At 71.6% G+C, this 15,916-nt stretch carries 16 protein-coding genes; 8 read left to right on the top strand and 8 right to left on the bottom strand.

The genetic code is table 11. The features are described 5' to 3' along the window. Positions 1-15: 15 nt before the first annotated feature. The 6 genes from ACFYO9_RS36020 to ACFYO9_RS35995 all read right to left on the bottom strand — a co-directional run bounded on the left by ACFYO9_RS36020 (position 16) and on the right by ACFYO9_RS35995 (position 4,552). Entirely contained in the window at positions 16-861 is an 846-nt protein-coding gene (locus tag ACFYO9_RS36020; protein WP_355819318.1) for a sulfurtransferase, read from the bottom strand. A 180-nt stretch (positions 862-1,041) separates the two neighbouring features. Next, positions 1,042-1,122, bottom strand: coding sequence for a putative leader peptide (locus ACFYO9_RS36015; protein WP_351007875.1), 81 nt, complete (start codon positions 1,120-1,122; stop codon positions 1,042-1,044). A 192-nt stretch (positions 1,123-1,314) separates the two neighbouring features. After that, on the bottom strand, positions 1,315-2,067 hold the full coding sequence (locus ACFYO9_RS36010; protein WP_358777837.1) for a DUF2993 domain-containing protein: 753 nt from the start codon (positions 2,065-2,067) through the stop codon (positions 1,315-1,317). Between the two features lie 116 nt (positions 2,068-2,183). Beyond that, positions 2,184-3,434 carry a hypothetical protein gene (locus ACFYO9_RS36005; protein ID WP_358777838.1) on the bottom strand — a complete coding sequence of 417 codons (1,251 nt, stop codon included), beginning with the start codon at positions 3,432-3,434 and terminating at the stop codon, positions 2,184-2,186. Positions 3,435-3,439: 5 nt separating this feature from the next. Continuing rightward, positions 3,440-3,694 carry a MoaD/ThiS family protein gene (locus ACFYO9_RS36000; protein ID WP_355819326.1) on the bottom strand — a complete coding sequence of 85 codons (255 nt, stop codon included), beginning with the start codon at positions 3,692-3,694 and terminating at the stop codon, positions 3,440-3,442. Between the two features lie 12 nt (positions 3,695-3,706). Continuing rightward, complete coding sequence (locus tag ACFYO9_RS35995; protein ID WP_355819329.1) at positions 3,707-4,552, bottom strand: alpha/beta fold hydrolase; 846 nt, start codon at positions 4,550-4,552, stop codon at positions 3,707-3,709. Positions 4,553-4,763: 211 nt separating this feature from the next. Between ACFYO9_RS35995 and ACFYO9_RS35990 the strand changes: the two genes are divergently transcribed. From ACFYO9_RS35990 to ACFYO9_RS35960, 7 genes are all read left to right on the top strand, one after another. Further along, positions 4,764-5,576, top strand: a complete 813-nt coding sequence (locus ACFYO9_RS35990) for a response regulator transcription factor (protein WP_355819332.1) — start codon at positions 4,764-4,766, stop codon at positions 5,574-5,576. Between the two features lie 23 nt (positions 5,577-5,599). Next, on the top strand, positions 5,600-6,622 hold the full coding sequence (locus ACFYO9_RS35985; RefSeq protein WP_355819335.1) for a LacI family DNA-binding transcriptional regulator: 1,023 nt from the start codon (positions 5,600-5,602) through the stop codon (positions 6,620-6,622). Between the two features lie 121 nt (positions 6,623-6,743). Beyond that, positions 6,744-7,790, top strand: coding sequence for a trypsin-like peptidase domain-containing protein (locus tag ACFYO9_RS35980; protein WP_355819338.1), 1,047 nt, complete (start codon positions 6,744-6,746; stop codon positions 7,788-7,790). 70 nt (positions 7,791-7,860) lie between these two features. Next, entirely contained in the window at positions 7,861-8,082 is a 222-nt protein-coding gene (locus ACFYO9_RS35975) for a hypothetical protein (protein WP_358712404.1), read from the top strand. Positions 8,083-8,130: 48 nt separating this feature from the next. Next, positions 8,131-8,865, top strand: coding sequence for a response regulator transcription factor (locus ACFYO9_RS35970; protein ID WP_358777839.1), 735 nt, complete (start codon positions 8,131-8,133; stop codon positions 8,863-8,865). Then, positions 8,862-10,286, top strand: coding sequence for a HAMP domain-containing sensor histidine kinase (locus ACFYO9_RS35965; protein WP_358777840.1), 1,425 nt, complete (start codon positions 8,862-8,864; stop codon positions 10,284-10,286). The genes ACFYO9_RS35970 and ACFYO9_RS35965 overlap by 4 nt, the downstream gene beginning before the upstream one ends. Positions 10,287-10,398: 112 nt before the next feature. Beyond that, entirely contained in the window at positions 10,399-11,064 is a 666-nt protein-coding gene (locus ACFYO9_RS35960; protein WP_358777841.1) for a flavin reductase family protein, read from the top strand. A gap of 43 nt (positions 11,065-11,107) precedes the next feature. Here ACFYO9_RS35960 and ACFYO9_RS35955 read toward each other — a convergent pair whose 3' ends face one another. Continuing rightward, the gene (locus ACFYO9_RS35955; RefSeq protein ID WP_355819352.1) at positions 11,108-12,427 is read right to left on the bottom strand and encodes a DUF2993 domain-containing protein; all 1,320 of its coding nucleotides are present in this window, start codon (positions 12,425-12,427) and stop codon (positions 11,108-11,110) included. An 80-nt stretch (positions 12,428-12,507) separates the two neighbouring features. Beyond that, positions 12,508-14,289: a bifunctional metallophosphatase/5'-nucleotidase gene (locus ACFYO9_RS35950; RefSeq protein WP_358777867.1), complete on the bottom strand. Its 1,782-nt coding sequence runs from the start codon at positions 14,287-14,289 to the stop codon at positions 12,508-12,510. Between the two features lie 609 nt (positions 14,290-14,898). On the opposite strand from ACFYO9_RS35950, the gene mshD reads away from it, so the two are divergent. Further along, positions 14,899-15,840 (top strand): mycothiol synthase, encoded by a 942-nt coding sequence (mshD, locus tag ACFYO9_RS35945; protein WP_355820263.1) that lies wholly within the window; start codon positions 14,899-14,901, stop codon positions 15,838-15,840. Positions 15,841-15,916 lie beyond the last annotated feature (76 nt).

The following is a 15,916-nucleotide window of genomic DNA, read 5'->3' as shown; positions in this document are numbered from 1 at the left end:
GAAGGTCGGGCGGTTCTACTTGTTGGCGCCGAGCTCGATCGGCACGCCGACGAGCGAGCCGTACTCGGTCCAGGAGCCGTCGTAGTTCTTGACGTTGGTCTGGCCGAGCAGCTCGTGCAGGACGAACCAGGTCAGGGCCGAACGCTCACCGATGCGGCAGTAGGCGATCGTGTCCTTGGCCAGGTCGACCTGCTCGTCCTCGTAGAGGGCCTTGAGCTCGTCGTCGGACTTGAAGGTGCCGTCGTCGTTGGCGTTCTTCGACCACGGGATGTTGCGGGCGCTCGGCACGTGGCCGGGGCGCTGCGACTGCTCCTGCGGGAGGTGGGCCGGGGCGAGCAGCTTGCCGGAGAACTCGTCGGGCGAGCGCACGTCGACCAGGTTCTTCGCGCCGATGGCCGCCACGACGTCGTCGCGGAAGGCGCGGATCGAGGTGTCCTGGGCCTTGGCCTTGTACTGGGTGGCCGGGCGGCTCGGGACCTCGGCGCCGTCGACCAGGTCGCGGGAGTCGAGCTCCCACTTCTTGCGGCCGCCGTCGAGGAGCTTCACGTCCTGGTGGCCGTAGAGCTTGAAGTACCAGAAGGCGTACGAGGCGAACCAGTTGTTGTTGCCGCCGTAGAGGACGACGGTGGAGTCGTTCGCGATGCCCTTGCCGGAGAGGAGCTTCTCGAAGCCCTCCTGGTCGACGAAGTCACGGCGGACCGGGTCCTGGAGGTCCTTGGTCCAGTCGATCCGGATCGCGTTCTTGATGTGGTTCTTGTCGTACGCGGAGGTGTCCTCGTCGACCTCGACGATGACGACCTTGGGGTCCTCGATGTGGGCCTCGACCCAGTCGGCGTCTACCAGGACGTCGCTGCGGCTCATGTTCTTCTCCTCCGGGGCAGTTACGGCGGTGCGGTGCGGGCGTGCTGCGGTGCACGAGGGGGCGCCCGGTACGGGCCGGTGGTGCGGGGAGGCACGGGTGGCGTACGTACGGCGGCGCGGGGGCGGCCTGCCGGATGGGCGTCGGACAGGCCCGGGGAAACGAGGGGGTGAGGCCCTCGCTCAGAAGGTGCGACAGAGCATGGCGGCGACGCGGCACAGGTCGACTGCCCGCCGCTTCGTGAGGTCCGCCTGTCGTTGCATGCGTCCGATCGTAGGGACGGAGGGGCGGCCGTGTCACCGGTGCTCCGCATGGTGAGACGGGATCGTCCACGATGCGGGATTCGTTGAACTCCGGAGCCGCCCCGGCGGGGCCCCGGGCCCGGTGCGTCCCGCGTCACATCCGCCCGCCGGACGGGCCCGTCTCGTACTGCGGGACGAGGGGGTGCGCAGGCGTCAGCCGGCCAGCCGCACGTCGGTGCCGGTCACGGACATGTCCACGCCGTCCGGGCCCGCCTCGACCTTCTCCAGCTTGATGCCGGCCGGCAGGTCGTCGATCTTCTGGTTGAAGTCGGTGACATTGCGGACCATGCCCTCGGGCAGCGGGATGGAGACACCGAGGACGTCGAGGGTCTTCGGGATCCGGTCGGCGTGCACCCGGATGTCGTCGCCCTCGACCCGCACCGAGCTGAGCACGTCGACGGGCTTGGGGAGCTTCGCGCCGCCCTTGCTGACCTCGACCTCGACCTTGATCTTGCCGTTGCCGCCGTCGGAGAGCCCGACGACCTTGCCGGTGGCGCCGAGCGGCAGGTCGACCGGCTCGGACTTGCTGGCCTTCAGGAGCTCGTCGTAGGAGACGCGGGCGGTGCCGGTGGCGGTCGCCGCCGTCGCCGAGCTGTAGTCGCCGGAGAACTTCACGCCCTTCATGTGGGCCGTGAGGTCGGCGATGCGGATGGAGTCGGACCCGGACTTCGCGTCGTAATTCTTGATGCCGACCTCCACGTCGTCGAGCTCACCGCCCGCGACCTGGGTGAGGAAGGGGAAGCCCTTGATGGAGACGTCGGGCGTCTCGCTCAGCCCCTCGCTGGTCCGCATCTTGTCCGCCGCCTCGTCCTCGGCGAAGTTCACGGCGAGCCGGTCGGCCGCCACGAAGAGCCCTCCGAGGACGACCACGACGATCAGAAGTATTCGTACGGCGCGCTTGCTCATGTCCGGCGTTCCCCCACCTTGTCCCCCGCGTCGACTGTCGTTCCGGCGAGCCTAAAGGACGGATCCCCGGCCGGAGAGTTCGGCCGGGGACCTGTCGATCAGCTGTGACGATCGGTTCAGCCGACGACGCGGCCCAGGACGTAGACGGCCGGGGCGGCGGCCGCGAGCGGCAGCGCGACGCCCGCCGTCATGTGCACGAAGCGGGACGGGTAGTCGTAACTGGCGACGCGGTGCCCGATCAGCGCGCACACCCCGGCGCCGAGACCGAGCAGCGCGCCCTTGCTGCCGTAGTCCGTCATGCCGCCGACGGCGACCCCCGCACCGGCCGCGGCGAGGAGCGCCACGACGACGGAGGCGGGCGTGGGCAGCGGCAGCGCGCGGGCGAGGACCGCGACGGCGACCGCGATGCCGCCCACGGTGACCGCGTCACCGGCTGCCGCGAGGTGCCCGGCGGCGACGATCGCGAGCGCGGAGGAGGTGACGGTGGCCATCAGCCCGTACATCCGCTCGTCCGCGCCCGCGCGGCTGCGCAACTGCAGCACCAGCACGAACAGCACCCACACGCCGAGGGTGCCGAGGATGGCGGCGGGCGCGTTCTCCTTGCCGGCGGCCAGCAGCGCGCCGTCGGCGACGGCGCCGCCGAGGAAGGCGAGCGCGATGCCCTGGCGGGCCGGCCACATCCCGTTGAGCCGGAACCAGCCGGCGGCGGTCACGGCCTGCAGGAGCACCAGCGGGACGAGCAGCGCGTACGAACCGACGGCCGCGCCCGCGGCGAGGAGCAGTCCGAGCAGCGCGGTCAGCGCGGCGGGCTGCATGCCGGGCTCTATGACCGGCGACCGCCCTTCGGCGCGGGCCCGCTGGGCGTCGGTGACGCGGGTGTTGCCGGTGGTGGTGGCGGGCCCGTAGGTGGGGCCGTCGCCGGTGGCGGTCGGCTCGGAGGCGGGCGGCGCGGCGGCGGACGGCTCGGCGGCGGGTGCCGGCTGCTGGTGCTCGTTCGCGCCCTGCGCGGGCAGGTACGCCGTCTCCGTCACGTCCACGGCGGCGACGGGCGGCTGCACCTGCGTCTCCCAGGTCTGCCCCTGCCACTGCTGGGTGTACTGCTCCTGGGGGGCGTACTGCTGCGGCTCGGCGTAGTACGGCTGCTGGGGGTAGGGCTGCTGCTGGGCGTAGTACCCCTGCTGATCCGGGTACGGCTGGTCCGGGTACTGCTGGTCCTGCTGATACTCCGGGTACGGCTGCTGGTGCTGCTGCTGGTGCTGGTGCTGGTGCTGCTGCTCGTCGTACCGCCGCTGCTCGTCGTACCGCTGCTGCGCGTACGGGTCGTACGGGTCGTACCCCTCGTACCCCTCGTAGGGCTGATTGGACATGGTGCTCATCCTCCTGCGAACGGCGGGAGCACCTCGACCGTGCCGCCCTCGGCCAGCCGTACGGTCTCATGCCCGCGGGTCCCGACGGGGTCGCCGTCGACCAGGAAAGAGCAGCGCTGCAGGACCCGGACGAGTTCGCCGGGGTGCCGCTCACGGGCGGCGTCCAGCGCGTCGGCCAGCGTCTGTGCCGCGTACGGCTCCTCGGCGACGCCCGCGGCCGCCTTGGCAGCGGCCCAGTAACGAATGGTGCCGTTCACCATGCGACTCCCCTTTCAGTCGGCGGTTGCCGACGTCCATGATGCCGTGGCCCACGCGGCGATCCGTCCGACGAGCTCGTCGGTGGCGGCGTGCTCGGCGTGCCCCATGCCCTCCTCCAGCCAGAGCTCGGCCCCGCCCTCGGCGGCCGCGGCCAGCATCCGCGGGTGGTCGACCGGGAAGTACGGGTCCCGGTCGCCGTGCACGACGAGCAGCGGGGTCGGGGCGATGAGCGGAACGGACTCGACGGGCGAAAGGGGCACGGGGTCCCACTCGTGCGGGTGGATTCTGGTCCTGAGTCCGAACCGGCCGACCGCGCGGCCCGCGGGACGCGTCACCACCCAGTGCAGCCGCCGCATCGGCGCCGTTCCCCGGTAGTACCACCGCGCGGGGGCACTCACCGCGACCACCGCGTCGGTCCGCGCCTCCGTGCGCCCCCTGTGCAACGCGGCGTGCCGCAGCACCACCGAACCGCCCATGGAGAAACCCACGGTCACCACCCGCGCGTACCCGAGCGAGCGCGCCCAGGCGACCGCCGCCGCCAGGTCGAGCACCTCGCGGTCGCCGACCGTGGAGTGCCCGCCGGAGCGCCCGTGCCCCCGGAACGAGAAGGTGATCACGGCCGCACGCTGGGAAAGGACGCCCGCGATGCGGCGCACGTGGGGCCGGGACAGGTCGCCCGTGAAGCCGTGCGCGACGACGATCGCGACCTCGCCCGCGGGGTCGGGCCCCGGGTCGAGGGCGGCCTCGATCGCCACTCCGTCCTGTGTACGGAGGGTGGCCTGCCGTCGCACGCCACGTTGACCGTGCGTGACCGGAGGCACAGAAGATCGCGCCGATTGACCTGCCGGACCGGAACTCATGTGGGCTATTCTCCTTGCCAGAGGATCCGGGCAGCGCAGCCCCCGGGTCCTTTCGTGCTTTCCCGGGCCCCCGGGCGCGGGCGGGCCAGAAGTACGAAGCTTGAGTACGAAGCAGTGCCGCATACGTCCTCGCAGGGACCGAGGAGGAACCAGACGTTATGGGCGAGCGAAACGTGCACGACAGTCGGACGACCCGGGCAGGTGGTCGGCGGTGAGTTCGCTGCTGCTCCTGACCAATGCCCTCCAGCCGTCGACGGAGGTGCTCCCCGCTCTCGGCCTGCTCCTTCACCACGTGCGCGTCGCCCCCGCGGAGGGGCCCGCTCTCGTCGACACCCCCGGAGCGGACGTCATCCTCGTCGACGGCCGCCGCGACCTGCCGCAGGTGCGCAGCCTCTGCCAGCTGCTGCGCTCCACCGGGCCCGGCTGTCCGCTGGTCCTGGTCGTCACGGAGGGCGGCCTCGCGGCCGTCACCGCGGACTGGGGCATCGACGACGTGCTCCTCGACACGGCGGGGCCCGCCGAGGTCGAGGCGCGGCTGCGGCTCGCGATGGGCCGCCAGCAGATCACCTCCGACGACTCCCCGATGGAGATCCGCAACGGCGATCTCTCCGTGGACGAGGCGACGTACAGCGCGAAGCTGAAGGGCCGGGTCCTCGACCTCACCTTCAAGGAGTTCGAGCTGCTCAAGTACCTGGCGCAGCACCCCGGCCGGGTCTTCACCCGCGCCCAGCTGCTCCAGGAGGTGTGGGGCTACGACTACTTCGGCGGTACGCGCACGGTCGACGTGCACGTGCGGCGGCTCCGGGCGAAGCTCGGCGTCGAGCACGAGTCGCTGATCGGCACTGTCCGCAATGTCGGATACCGGTTCGTCGTGCCGGAGAAGGTCGAACGCGCGGCCGAGGAGGAGAAGGCGAAGGCGGCGGCGTCCCGGGCCGCGGGAAACGGCGGCAGGGGCACGACGGGCGTCTCGCGCGGTGCGGAGACCGCCGCGAAGGAAGGTGCCGTACGCCCTGCCCAGCGGTAGTTCCATCCGCGTAGACTCCGCGCGTGGCCAAGGTGACTCGGGATGACGTGGCACGACTTGCGGGTACTTCGACCGCGGTCGTCAGTTACGTCATCAACAACGGACCCAGGCCGGTCGCCCCGGCCACGCGCGAGCGGGTACTCGCAGCGATCAAGGAGCTGGGCTACCGGCCCGACCGGGTCGCCCAGGCCATGGCGTCCCGGCGCACGGACCTCATAGGCATGATCGTGCCGGACGCGCGTCAGCCGTTCTTCGCGGAGATGACGCACGCCGTCGAACAGGCGGCGTCCGAGCGCGGAAAGATGGTCCTCGTCGGCAACACCGACTACGTGGAAGAGCGCGAGACGCACTATCTGCGCGCCTTCCTCGGCATGCGGGTCTCCGGCCTCATCCTCGTCAGCCACGGCCTGACCGACCAGGCCGCCGCGGAGATCGACGCGTGGGACGCGCGCGTGGTGCTGCTGCACGAGCGGCCCGAGGCCATCGACGACGTCGCCGTCGTCACGGACGACCTCGGCGGCGCGCAGCTCGCCACCCGACACCTCCTGGAGCACGGCCACGCGTACGTGGCGTGCCTCGGCGGCACCGCCGAGACCCCGACCGTCGGCGACCCCGTCTCCGACCACGTCGAGGGCTGGCGGCGCGCGATGGGGGAGGCCGGACTGTCGGTCGAGGGCCGCCTCTTCGAGGCGCCGTACAACCGTTACGACGCGTACAAGGTGGGCCTTGAGCTGCTCGCCGGGCCCGACCGGCCCACCGCGATCTTCTGCTCGACGGACGACCAGGCCATCGGCATCCTGCGGGCGGCGCGCGAGCTGCGCATCGACGTGCCGGGCGGGCTCGCCGTCGCCGGCTTCGACGACGTCAAGGAGGCGGGCCTCACGGATCCGCCGCTGACGACCGTGGCGTCGGACCGGCCCGCGATGGCCCGCGCTGCGGTCGACCTGGTCCTGGACGACGGACTGCGGGTCGCGGGGTCGCGCCGGGAGCGGCTGAAGCTGTTCCCGTCCCGGCTCGTCGTGCGGCAGTCCTGCGGGTGCGCGTAACCGCGTCACGCGTAAGGTTCCGGGCTCAAAGGGCCGGCTTTATATCGGGCATACGCACTTCTGCCGGGCTTCTCAGGACGTACTCAGACAGCTCTCATGTACGCCGGACAAGCTCATGTTCATGACCGAGAGCTTCCGCCACAGCGGCGAGTACCCCCAGCAGCAGTCGTCAGCGCCTGTGCACCACGGCGGTACGGAGGGCGCGTTCGCGCACGGTGCGTACGCGCACGGCACGTACCCGCCCCCGCCCGCTCATGCGCCGGAAGCCCGGCAGGCGCCCCCGCGCCGGCGCCGTGCGAAGGGGCCGATGGCCCTGCTCGCCGCCGTCGCCATCGCGGCGGCCGCGGTCGGTGGCGGCACCGCCTACGCCGTGCAGACGCTCACGGACCGGGACGGCGGCTCCTCCGCGACCAGCACGGACGTCGTGCCGACGAGCAAGAGGGGCACCGTCTCCGGGGTCGCCGAGGCGGTCAGCCCCAGCATCGTCGAGATCAGCGCGTCGACCGGGCAGGGCAAGTCGACCGGCTCCGGTGTGATCACCAAGAGCGACGGCGAGATCGTCACCAACAACCACGTCGTCGCCGGCGCCACCTCGATCAAGGTGCGGACGAACGACGGCAAGACGTACGAGGCCGAGGTCGTCGGCACCGACAGCAAGAAGGACCTGGCGCTCATCCAGCTGAAGGACGCGTCCGGCCTGAAGCCCGCGACCTTCGGCAACTCCGGCAATGTGAAGGTCGGCGACGAGGTCGTCGCCATCGGCTCCCCCGAGGGCCTGACCGGCACGGTCACCAGCGGCATCGTCTCCGCGCTCGAACGGGACGTCACGGTGTCCACGGGGGACGGCCAGGAGCAGCAGCAGAACCCGCGCGGCGAGTGGCCGTTCGAGTTCGGCGGCCAGGAGTTCAACGGCGACACCGGCTCGTCGAAGACCACGTACAAGGCGCTGCAGACCGACGCGTCGCTCAACCCCGGCAACTCCGGCGGTGCGCTGATCGACATGAACGGCAACATCATCGGCATCAACTCGGCGATGTACTCGCCCAGTACGTCGGGGAGCCAGGGCACCGGCGATTCCGCGTCCGGCAGCGTGGGCCTCGGCTTCGCCATCCCCATCGACACGGTCAAGGCCGACCTGGGCAAGCTCCGGTCCGGCTCGCAGACCTGATCCTGCCCCTGCCCCTGACCCTGACTCCGACCCTCATTCCTGATCCTGATCCTGATCCCAGGAGGCGTGCATGTCCGCCACGACCCACACCGTCAGCCGCGTCCGGCACGCCTTGGCCGTCACCATCGGCTGGGGCAGGCCCGACACCGATCCGGCCGGGCTCGGCCTCCCGCTGACCGTCGCACGGGAGCTGCACGGCGCGCGGGCGGTCCGCGCGCCCGAGGTGGCGACGGGCGCAGGCGGAACCCGCCCGGCCGCGCGCCGCGCGTCCCGCGCCCGCGTGCGAGGCTGATACCGGCCCCGTCCACCCCGTACCCGTACCCGAGGAAGTCCGAAGCCCATGAGCCCCGCCGAAGGCGACCGCACCGGTGACCGCGAGCAGCTGCGCATCCTGATCGTGGACGACGAACCCGCCGTGCGCGAGGCGCTGCGCCGCAGCCTCGCCTTCGAGGGGTACGGCACGGAGGTCGCCGTCGACGGCGCCGACGCGCTCGACAAGTTCGCGGCGTACCGTCCCGACCTCGTCGTGCTCGACATCCAGATGCCCCGCATGGACGGCCTCACCGCCGCGCGCAGGCTCCGGGCCACCGGTTCGACCACGCCCATCCTGATGCTGACCGCGCGCGACACCGTGGGCGACCGCGTCACCGGACTCGACGCGGGCGCCGACGACTACCTGGTCAAGCCCTTCGAGCTGGACGAGCTGTTCGCCCGCATCAGGGCGCTGCTGCGCCGCAGTTCGTACGCGCCGGCCGGGCAGGCGGCCGACGGCGACGTCCTCGCCTTCGCCGATCTGCGGATGGACCTGGCCACGCGCGAGGTGACGCGGGGGCCGCGGACGGTGGAGCTGACCCGTACGGAGTTCACGCTCCTGGAGATGTTCCTCGCCCATCCGCGCCAGGTCCTCACCCGCGAGCAGATCCTCAAGGCGGTGTGGGGCTTCGACTTCGAGCCGTCGTCCAACTCCCTGGACGTGTACGTGATGTATCTGCGCCGCAAGACGGAGGCGGGCGGCGAACCGCGTCTGGTGCACACGGTGCGGGGCGTGGGGTACGTGATGCGGGGCGGCGAGTGAGCGGGGTCGTACGGCGGTTCCGTGGGTTGCCGTTGCGCTCGCGGCTGGCGCTCCTTGTGGCGACGGCGGTGGCGGTGGCGGTGGCGGCGGCGGCGGCAGTGTGCTGGTTCGTCGTACGCAACGCTCTGGTGGACTCACTGGACGACGCACTGAGTGAGAACCGCGTGCAGGACAGCTGGGTACGCGGAATGATCGACGACAACGGCCAGTGCCGTCGCACGATCGTCGGACAGAACGAGGCGCCGAACCTCTTCAAGCAGACCGTGCAGGTCGTGGACCAGACCGGCGGCAGCTGCGTCGTTCTGGGCACGCAACCCGTCGAGCTCGACCAGCAGGACACCGGGGTGGCCCGACGGGATGCCCAGAACGCGTTCCACGACGCCACCGCGTCCAACGGCACCAAGTACCGCGTGTTCACGTACCCGCTGGATGGCACGCCGTACGCGGTCTCCGCGGCACGACCTCTCAGCGAGGTCGAGGACACACTGAACAACCTCACCCTGATCCTCGTCTTCGTCGCCGGCATCGGCGTCCTCGGCGCCGGTGCCGCCGGCCTCTGGGTGGCCCGCACCGGGCTGCGCCCGGTCGACCGGCTGACCGCCGCCGTGGAACACGTGGCCCGCACGGAGGACCTCGACCTCCGCATCCCCGTGGAGGGCGACGACGAGATCGCCCGCCTGTCGGAGTCCTTCAACTCGATGACCGCCTCGCTGGCGTCCTCCCGCGACCTCCAGCAGCAGCTGATCGCCGACGCGGGCCACGAGCTGCGGACGCCGCTCACCTCGCTGCGCACCAACATCGAGCTGCTCGCCCGCAGCGAGGAGACGGGGCGGGCCATCCCGCCCGAGGACCGCAAGGCGCTGCTCGCCTCCGTCACCGCGCAGATGACCGAACTGGCCGCGCTCATCGGCGACTTGCAGGAGCTGTCCCGCCCCGACGCGGAGGACGGCAGCGGCAAGATCCAGGTGATCGCCCTGCACGAGCTCACCAGGACCGCCATCGAACGGGCGCGGCTGCGCGGCCCCGAGCTGACGATCACCGCGGAGCTGGCGCCCTGGTACGTGCGCGCGGAGCCGCCCGCGATGGAGCGGGCGATCGTCAACATCCTGGACAACGCGGTGAAGTTCAGCCCGCCGCACGGCACGGTGGAGGTCGCCCTCGACCGCGGCCACCTCACGGTGCGGGACCACGGCCCGGGCATCCCCGCCGACGAACTCCCGCACGTCTTCGACCGCTTCTGGCGCTCCCCGTCCGCCCGCTCCCTGCCGGGCTCGGGTCTCGGCCTGTCGATCGTGGCGCGCACGGTCCACCAGTGCGGCGGAGAGGTGGCCCTGCGGTCGGCGGAGGGCGGCGGCACGGAGGCGTCGGTACGGCTGCCGGGGGCGCCCACGCCTCCGCCCGAGGCGCCGTCGGCTCCGTGAGCGGCGGGCCCGGCATCCTGCCGGGCGCCCGACGCATCCGTAGCGCCCGACGCACTCACCGCACCCGACACTTCGGCGGGCGCCGAAGCGTCGGGACCCTAGCGTTCCGGACATGGACAACGCCACGATCCCGGCGGCGGCCGGCACCGCCACGGGCCACCTCTCCGTATCCAGGGGCCACCTCTCCGTAGCCCCCAAGATCCTCTACTTCGGCACCCCCGTCGCCCTGCTGACCACCACGAACCCCGACGGCACGGCGAATCTCGCGCCGATCTCGTCGCTCTGGGCGCTAGGGCACACCATCGTGCTCGGGCTCGGCTGCGGGGGCCGCACCGGCGACAATCTCGTGGACCGGCCGGAGCTGGTCATCAATCTGCCCTCGCCCGACCTGTGGCCCGCGGTGGAACGGCTCGCCCCGCTCACCGGCGCGTTCCCGGTGCCGGAGGCCAAGCACGGGGTGTTCCGCCACGAGCCGGACAAGTTCGCCGCCGCCGGTCTGCACCCCGAGGATTCCGTGGTGGTCGGGCCGCCGCGGGTCGCCGAGTGCCCGCTGCAGCTGGAGGCCACCGTGCGGAGCGTCACGCCGGTCGGGCCCCGGGGCGAGTTCCGTGCCGTGGAGTGCGCCGTCGTCCACGTCCACGCCGCCGCGGCCGTCATGGTCCCCGGCACGCAGTACGTCGACCCCGCCGCCTGGCGCCCGCTGATCTACAACTTCCGGCACTACTACGGCCTGGCCGGGCAGGAGCTGGCCCCCGGCTTCCGCTCGGAGACCGCCTAGCGCCAGCGGAGACCGCCCGGCGCCACCGGTGCGGCGCGTCCGCTCAGTGGCCGAGGCCGATTCCCGAGCCCTCGATGCGGACCCGGATGCCCTCCTTCTCGACCTTCACGTCCTGCAGCGCCATCGTCCCGTCCCCGGGCAGCTTCGGCAGTTGGAAGGCGAGGGTCAGGCGGTCGGCCAGGACGGGGCGGGTGAGTTGGGAGAGGCCATCGAGGAGGGCGGGGTCGAGGCCGAGCTTCTTGAGGAGTTCGGGGTGGCCCATCGCGACGTCGATGAGGTTCAGGCCCATCACGTCGTTCACGAACTTCGCCGAACCGGTCAGCTCGTTGAGTTTCGTGTCGCTCTTCAGGGCGCTGCGGACCACCTTCTGCGGCACCCCGAGCCGCTGGACGATGGACGGCACGGAGAGCAGCGCCTTCGCCTTGGCCGTCTCCTTCGCCACGCGGTCGGCGGACTTCTGCGACAGGTGCAGGCCCTCCTTCTCGCGCGTACCGGGACGGTAGGTGGCGAGGTCGCCGAGTTGCAGGCGCATGCCGCCGATGTCGGTGGAGACGCCGCGGTCGCCGTTGCGCTGGATACGGGCGTCCGCGCGGACCTTCAGGTCGTGGCCGGCGACGGGCAGCGTGCCGCGGGCGAGCACCTGGTCGTGGCCCCGGCCGGTGAACGTGACCTGGGAGGCGCCCAGTTCACGGTTGAGGTCGTCGAAGGAGAGCAGCACCTCGCCCTGCATGCGGCCGATGTGCGCGCCGGTGATCGAGGTGGGCCCGTCACCGTCGATCGTGACGTCCGTGCCGGTCGCGGAGACCTTGGCCAGCGAGACCCGGTCGGCGGCGACGTCCGGGACGGTCACCTTCACCCTGTCGACGCGCTTGTCGAAGACCTGGGTGAGGAAGGGGAAGCCCTCGATGTCGACCTCGGGCGCCGCGCTCAGGTGCATCTGGTCCTTGAGCTTCTCCGCGGCCTTGTGCTCGGCGTAGAGCAGCGCCCAGCGGTCGCCGAGGGTGAGGAACGCGGTGGCCACCAGGACGGCGACCAGGGCCTTCACGGCGATCGGCAGCCCGGCGAAACGGGTGCGGCGGCGGCTGCGGCCCCGGTTGCGACGGCTGCCGCGGCGGTGGTTCGGCGGCGTCCAGGGGGCCTCGGCCTCCGGCGTGTCCTTCTCCTCGTGGAGGAACTCCTCCAACGGGTTCGGCGCGAGCGCGGCCAGCTCTTCGTACGGGTTGGTGTACGTGGCGGCGGGCAGCTCGGCGGTGTCGGTCGAGCGGTCGGAGTTGTTTGTGCTGCGGGAGCCGTGGGAGCTCTCGATACGGTCGGCCGGCGGGGCATTCGAAGGACGCGGGGCTATGCGGTGGGGGGAACGCATCAAGTGATCTCACCATACGTTCACACCCCACCCCAAGCCTTACATCCGGTAACGCCCGGTTTCCGCCCGAGTGATGTCCGCTACTTCACGACCGTGATCCGGTCGGCGCCGGGCGGCGCGATCGGCTTGTCGGCCGAGGAGTTGGCGATCATGTAGTCGCTGAACGCCTTCAGGTCGTCGCTGCCGACCAGCGGCTTCGTGCCCTTGCCGAGCTCCGCGAAGCCGTCGCCGCCGCCCGCGAGGAAGGAGTTCATCGCGACGCGGTAGGTGGCGGCCGGGTCGATGGCCTTGCCGTTCAGCTCGACGGTGTCGGCGACGACGCGGTCCGCGCCGGTCTTGGTCATGTCCAGCGTGTACGTCAGCCCGTCCGAGACCTGGAGGATCTTCGGCGAGGCCTGATTGGCCCCGCTGACCTGCTGCTTCAGTCCGGTGATGAGCTGCGCGCCGGTCAGGTCGACCAGATTGACCGTGTTGCTGAACGGCTGCACGGTGAACGCCTCGCCGTAGGTGACGACGCCGTCACCCTCCTTGCCGCTCGCCTTGTAGACGATGTCGGAGCGGATGCCGCCCGGGTTCATCAGGGCGAGATCGGCTTCCGGGTCGAGGGACTTGGCGTGCGCGAGCTGCGCGTCGGCGATGAGGTCGCCGAGCGGGGACTCGGGGGAGGTGGCGCCGCGGCCGGGGATGTCCGCCGAGATGTAGCCGACGGGCTTGTCGGCGACCGGCGCGGCGAGCTTGTCCCAGCGGGCGATGAGCGAGGTCATGTCCGGGGCCTTGGCCTGCTCGCGGCTGACCACGTGGTTCGCGGACTTCACGCCGGTCCGCACGATGTCCCTGGTCCTGCGGTCGTACGTGAGGGTGGTGTCCGTGTAGAGCTTCCCGAACGAGGACGCCGAGGTCACCATGCGGGGCTTGCCGGCCGGGTCGGGGATCGTACAGACGTACGCGTTGTGCGTGTGCCCGGTGACGAGGGCGTCGACCTTGGGCGTGATGCCCTTGGCGATGTCGGTGATCGGGCCGGATATGCCGCCGCCCGCGGCCGGGGAGTCGCAGTCGTAGTTGTACGCCTGGCTCGCCGGGACGCCGCCCTCGTGGATCAGGGTGACGATGGACTTCACGCCCTGCTTGTCGAGGACCTTCGCGTACTTGTTGACGGTCTCGATCTCGTCGTGGAACTTCAGCCCCTTGACGCCGTCGGCGGAGACGATGTCCGGGGTGCCCTCCAGGGTGACCCCGATGAAGCCGATCTTCACGCCCTTGTGCTTCCAGACCCAGTAGGGCTTGAGGAGGGGCTTGCCGGTCTTCTCGTCGGTGACGTTGGCGGTGAGGTACGGGTAGTCGGCGCCCTTGAACTTCTTGCCCTTGCCGTGCCCGTCCCTCTCGAAACAGCCGTCCTTGGGGTGACAGCCGCCGTTCTGGATACGGGACAGCTCCTTGGCGCCCTCGTCGAACTCGTGGTTGCCGACGCTGGTGACGTCCAGGTCGAGCTTGTTCATGGCCTCGACGGTGGGCTCGTCGTGGAAGAGGCCGGAGAGCAGCGGGCTGGCGCCGATGAGGTCGCCGGCGGCGGCGGTGACGGTGTAGGGGTGGTTCTTGCGGGCGGTGCGCAGCGACGTGGCGAGGTACTCGACGCCGCCGGCGTCGATCTTCTTCTCGGTGCCGTCGGGCTGCTTCTCCGTGACCTGGCCGGAGGAGCCGGCGGGGGGCTGGAGGTTGCCGTGGAAGTCGTTGAAGGAGAGCAGCTGGACGTCGACCGTACGGTGTGTTGCGGCGGCGCTTTGGCCGTGGCGGGGGTGGGCCTGCGTCCGGTGGTCCTGCGTCTTGTGGTCCTGCCCCGCGCCGGCGGGCAGCGCGGCGGCCATCGCACCGACGGTGGCGAGGCCTGCCGCCACGGCGAGGACGCGGGTGGCTCGGCGCCTGGGCCTTCGGTGCTTTGCTGTGCTGCCGGACACGAGTTCCCCCGGGGGTCGTGGGCGTGAAGTGGGACCGTCGGGAAGCCTAGGGTCAACGCGCGTAGGTCGACAGGGGGTTGCGGGTCACATCCTGGTTTCCGTCCGGGGCCCTGCGTGGGGGGGGGGTGACGGGGGCCTCCTGAACCGGCACGTCCCGGGTGCCGCGTCCCCGCTCCGCGGGGTCTTCCCCACCCACCCGCCCGACCCACCTCCCCCGGCACGCACACCCCCCGCGTGCCCGCTACGCGGGCTTTTCCCCACCCACCCGCCCGATCTTCCAGCCCGTCCGACGTACAAGATCCAGCCCGTCCGGCGTTTGAGGACGCGAGCGCGCAGCGCGATGCCCCCACCCACCGGCCGGCAGACGAGAGCGCCGCCGGAGATCCTCTAGCCCGTCCGGCGATTGAGGACGAGCGCGCAGCGCGATGGGTCGCAAGCCCGTCCGGCGTTTGAGGACGCGAGCGCGCAGCGCGATGCCCCCACCCCCAAAGGCGCCCCCGCCCGAATACGCTCGGGATTATGACTGACCACCACCCCGCCGAGCCCGCCGCCCCCGCCCCCGCCCCCCTCCGGAAGATCGACACCCTCGCCGCCCTCTCCCCCGCCCAGGCCGACGCCGTCCTCGCGCTGCTCGCCGAGGCCGCCCGTACGGACGGGCAGCAGGCGGTGTCCGAGCAGGGGCGGCTGCAACTGCGCGGCGGCGCCCGCGAAGGCGTCCGGCATCTGCTGCTCGACGTCGGCGACGAGCTCGTCGGCTACGCGCAGCTGGAGGACACCGACCCCGTGGAGGCGCCCGCCGCCGAACTCGTCGTGCACCCCGCCCGCCGCGGCCACGGGCACGGCCGGGCGCTCGGCGCGGCCCTGCTCGCCGAGTCCGGCCGCCGCCTGCGCATCTGGGCGCACGGCGGACACTCCGCCGCCCGGCACCTCGCCCAGGTCCTCGGCCTCGCCCTCTTCCGCGAACTGCGCCAGATGCGGCGCTCGTTGGCCGATCTGGACCTGCCCGACCCGGTCCTGCCCGCGGGCGTCACCCTCCGTACCTTCGTGCCCGGCCAGGACGACGCGGCGTGGCTCGCGGTGAACGCCGAGGCCTTCGCCCACCACCCCGAGCAGGGCGCCCTCACCCAGCGCGACCTGGACGACCGCAAGGCGGAGGCGTGGTTCGACCCGGCGGGCTTCTTCCTCGCGGAGAAGGGCGGCGAACTGGTCGGCTTCCACTGGACGAAGGTGCACGAGGAGGAAGGTCTCGGCGAGGTGTACGTGGTCGGCGTGCGGCCCGGCGCGCAGGGCGGCGGCCTCGGCAAGGCCCTGACCACCACCGGCCTGCGCCACCTCGCGCAGGCCGGCCTGCCCACCGCGATGCTGTACGTGGACGCGGACAACAAGGCGGCCGTCAGCGTCTACGAGCGCCTCGGCTTCGTCACCCACGAGACGGACCTGATGTACCGCACCGAGTCCTGAGCCCGGCGACGCACGACCGAAGGGCGCGGCGTTCCAGGAATGGAACCCCGCGCCCTTCGGTCGTTCCTGCCTCGTA

The sequence above is a fragment of the Streptomyces sp. NPDC005863 genome (assembly GCF_042871345.1).
Taxonomy (GTDB): Bacteria; Actinomycetota; Actinomycetes; order Streptomycetales; family Streptomycetaceae; genus Streptomyces.
The sequence above is the reverse complement of the archived record's forward strand: the minus strand, read 5'-3'. Positions and strand labels throughout refer to the sequence as shown.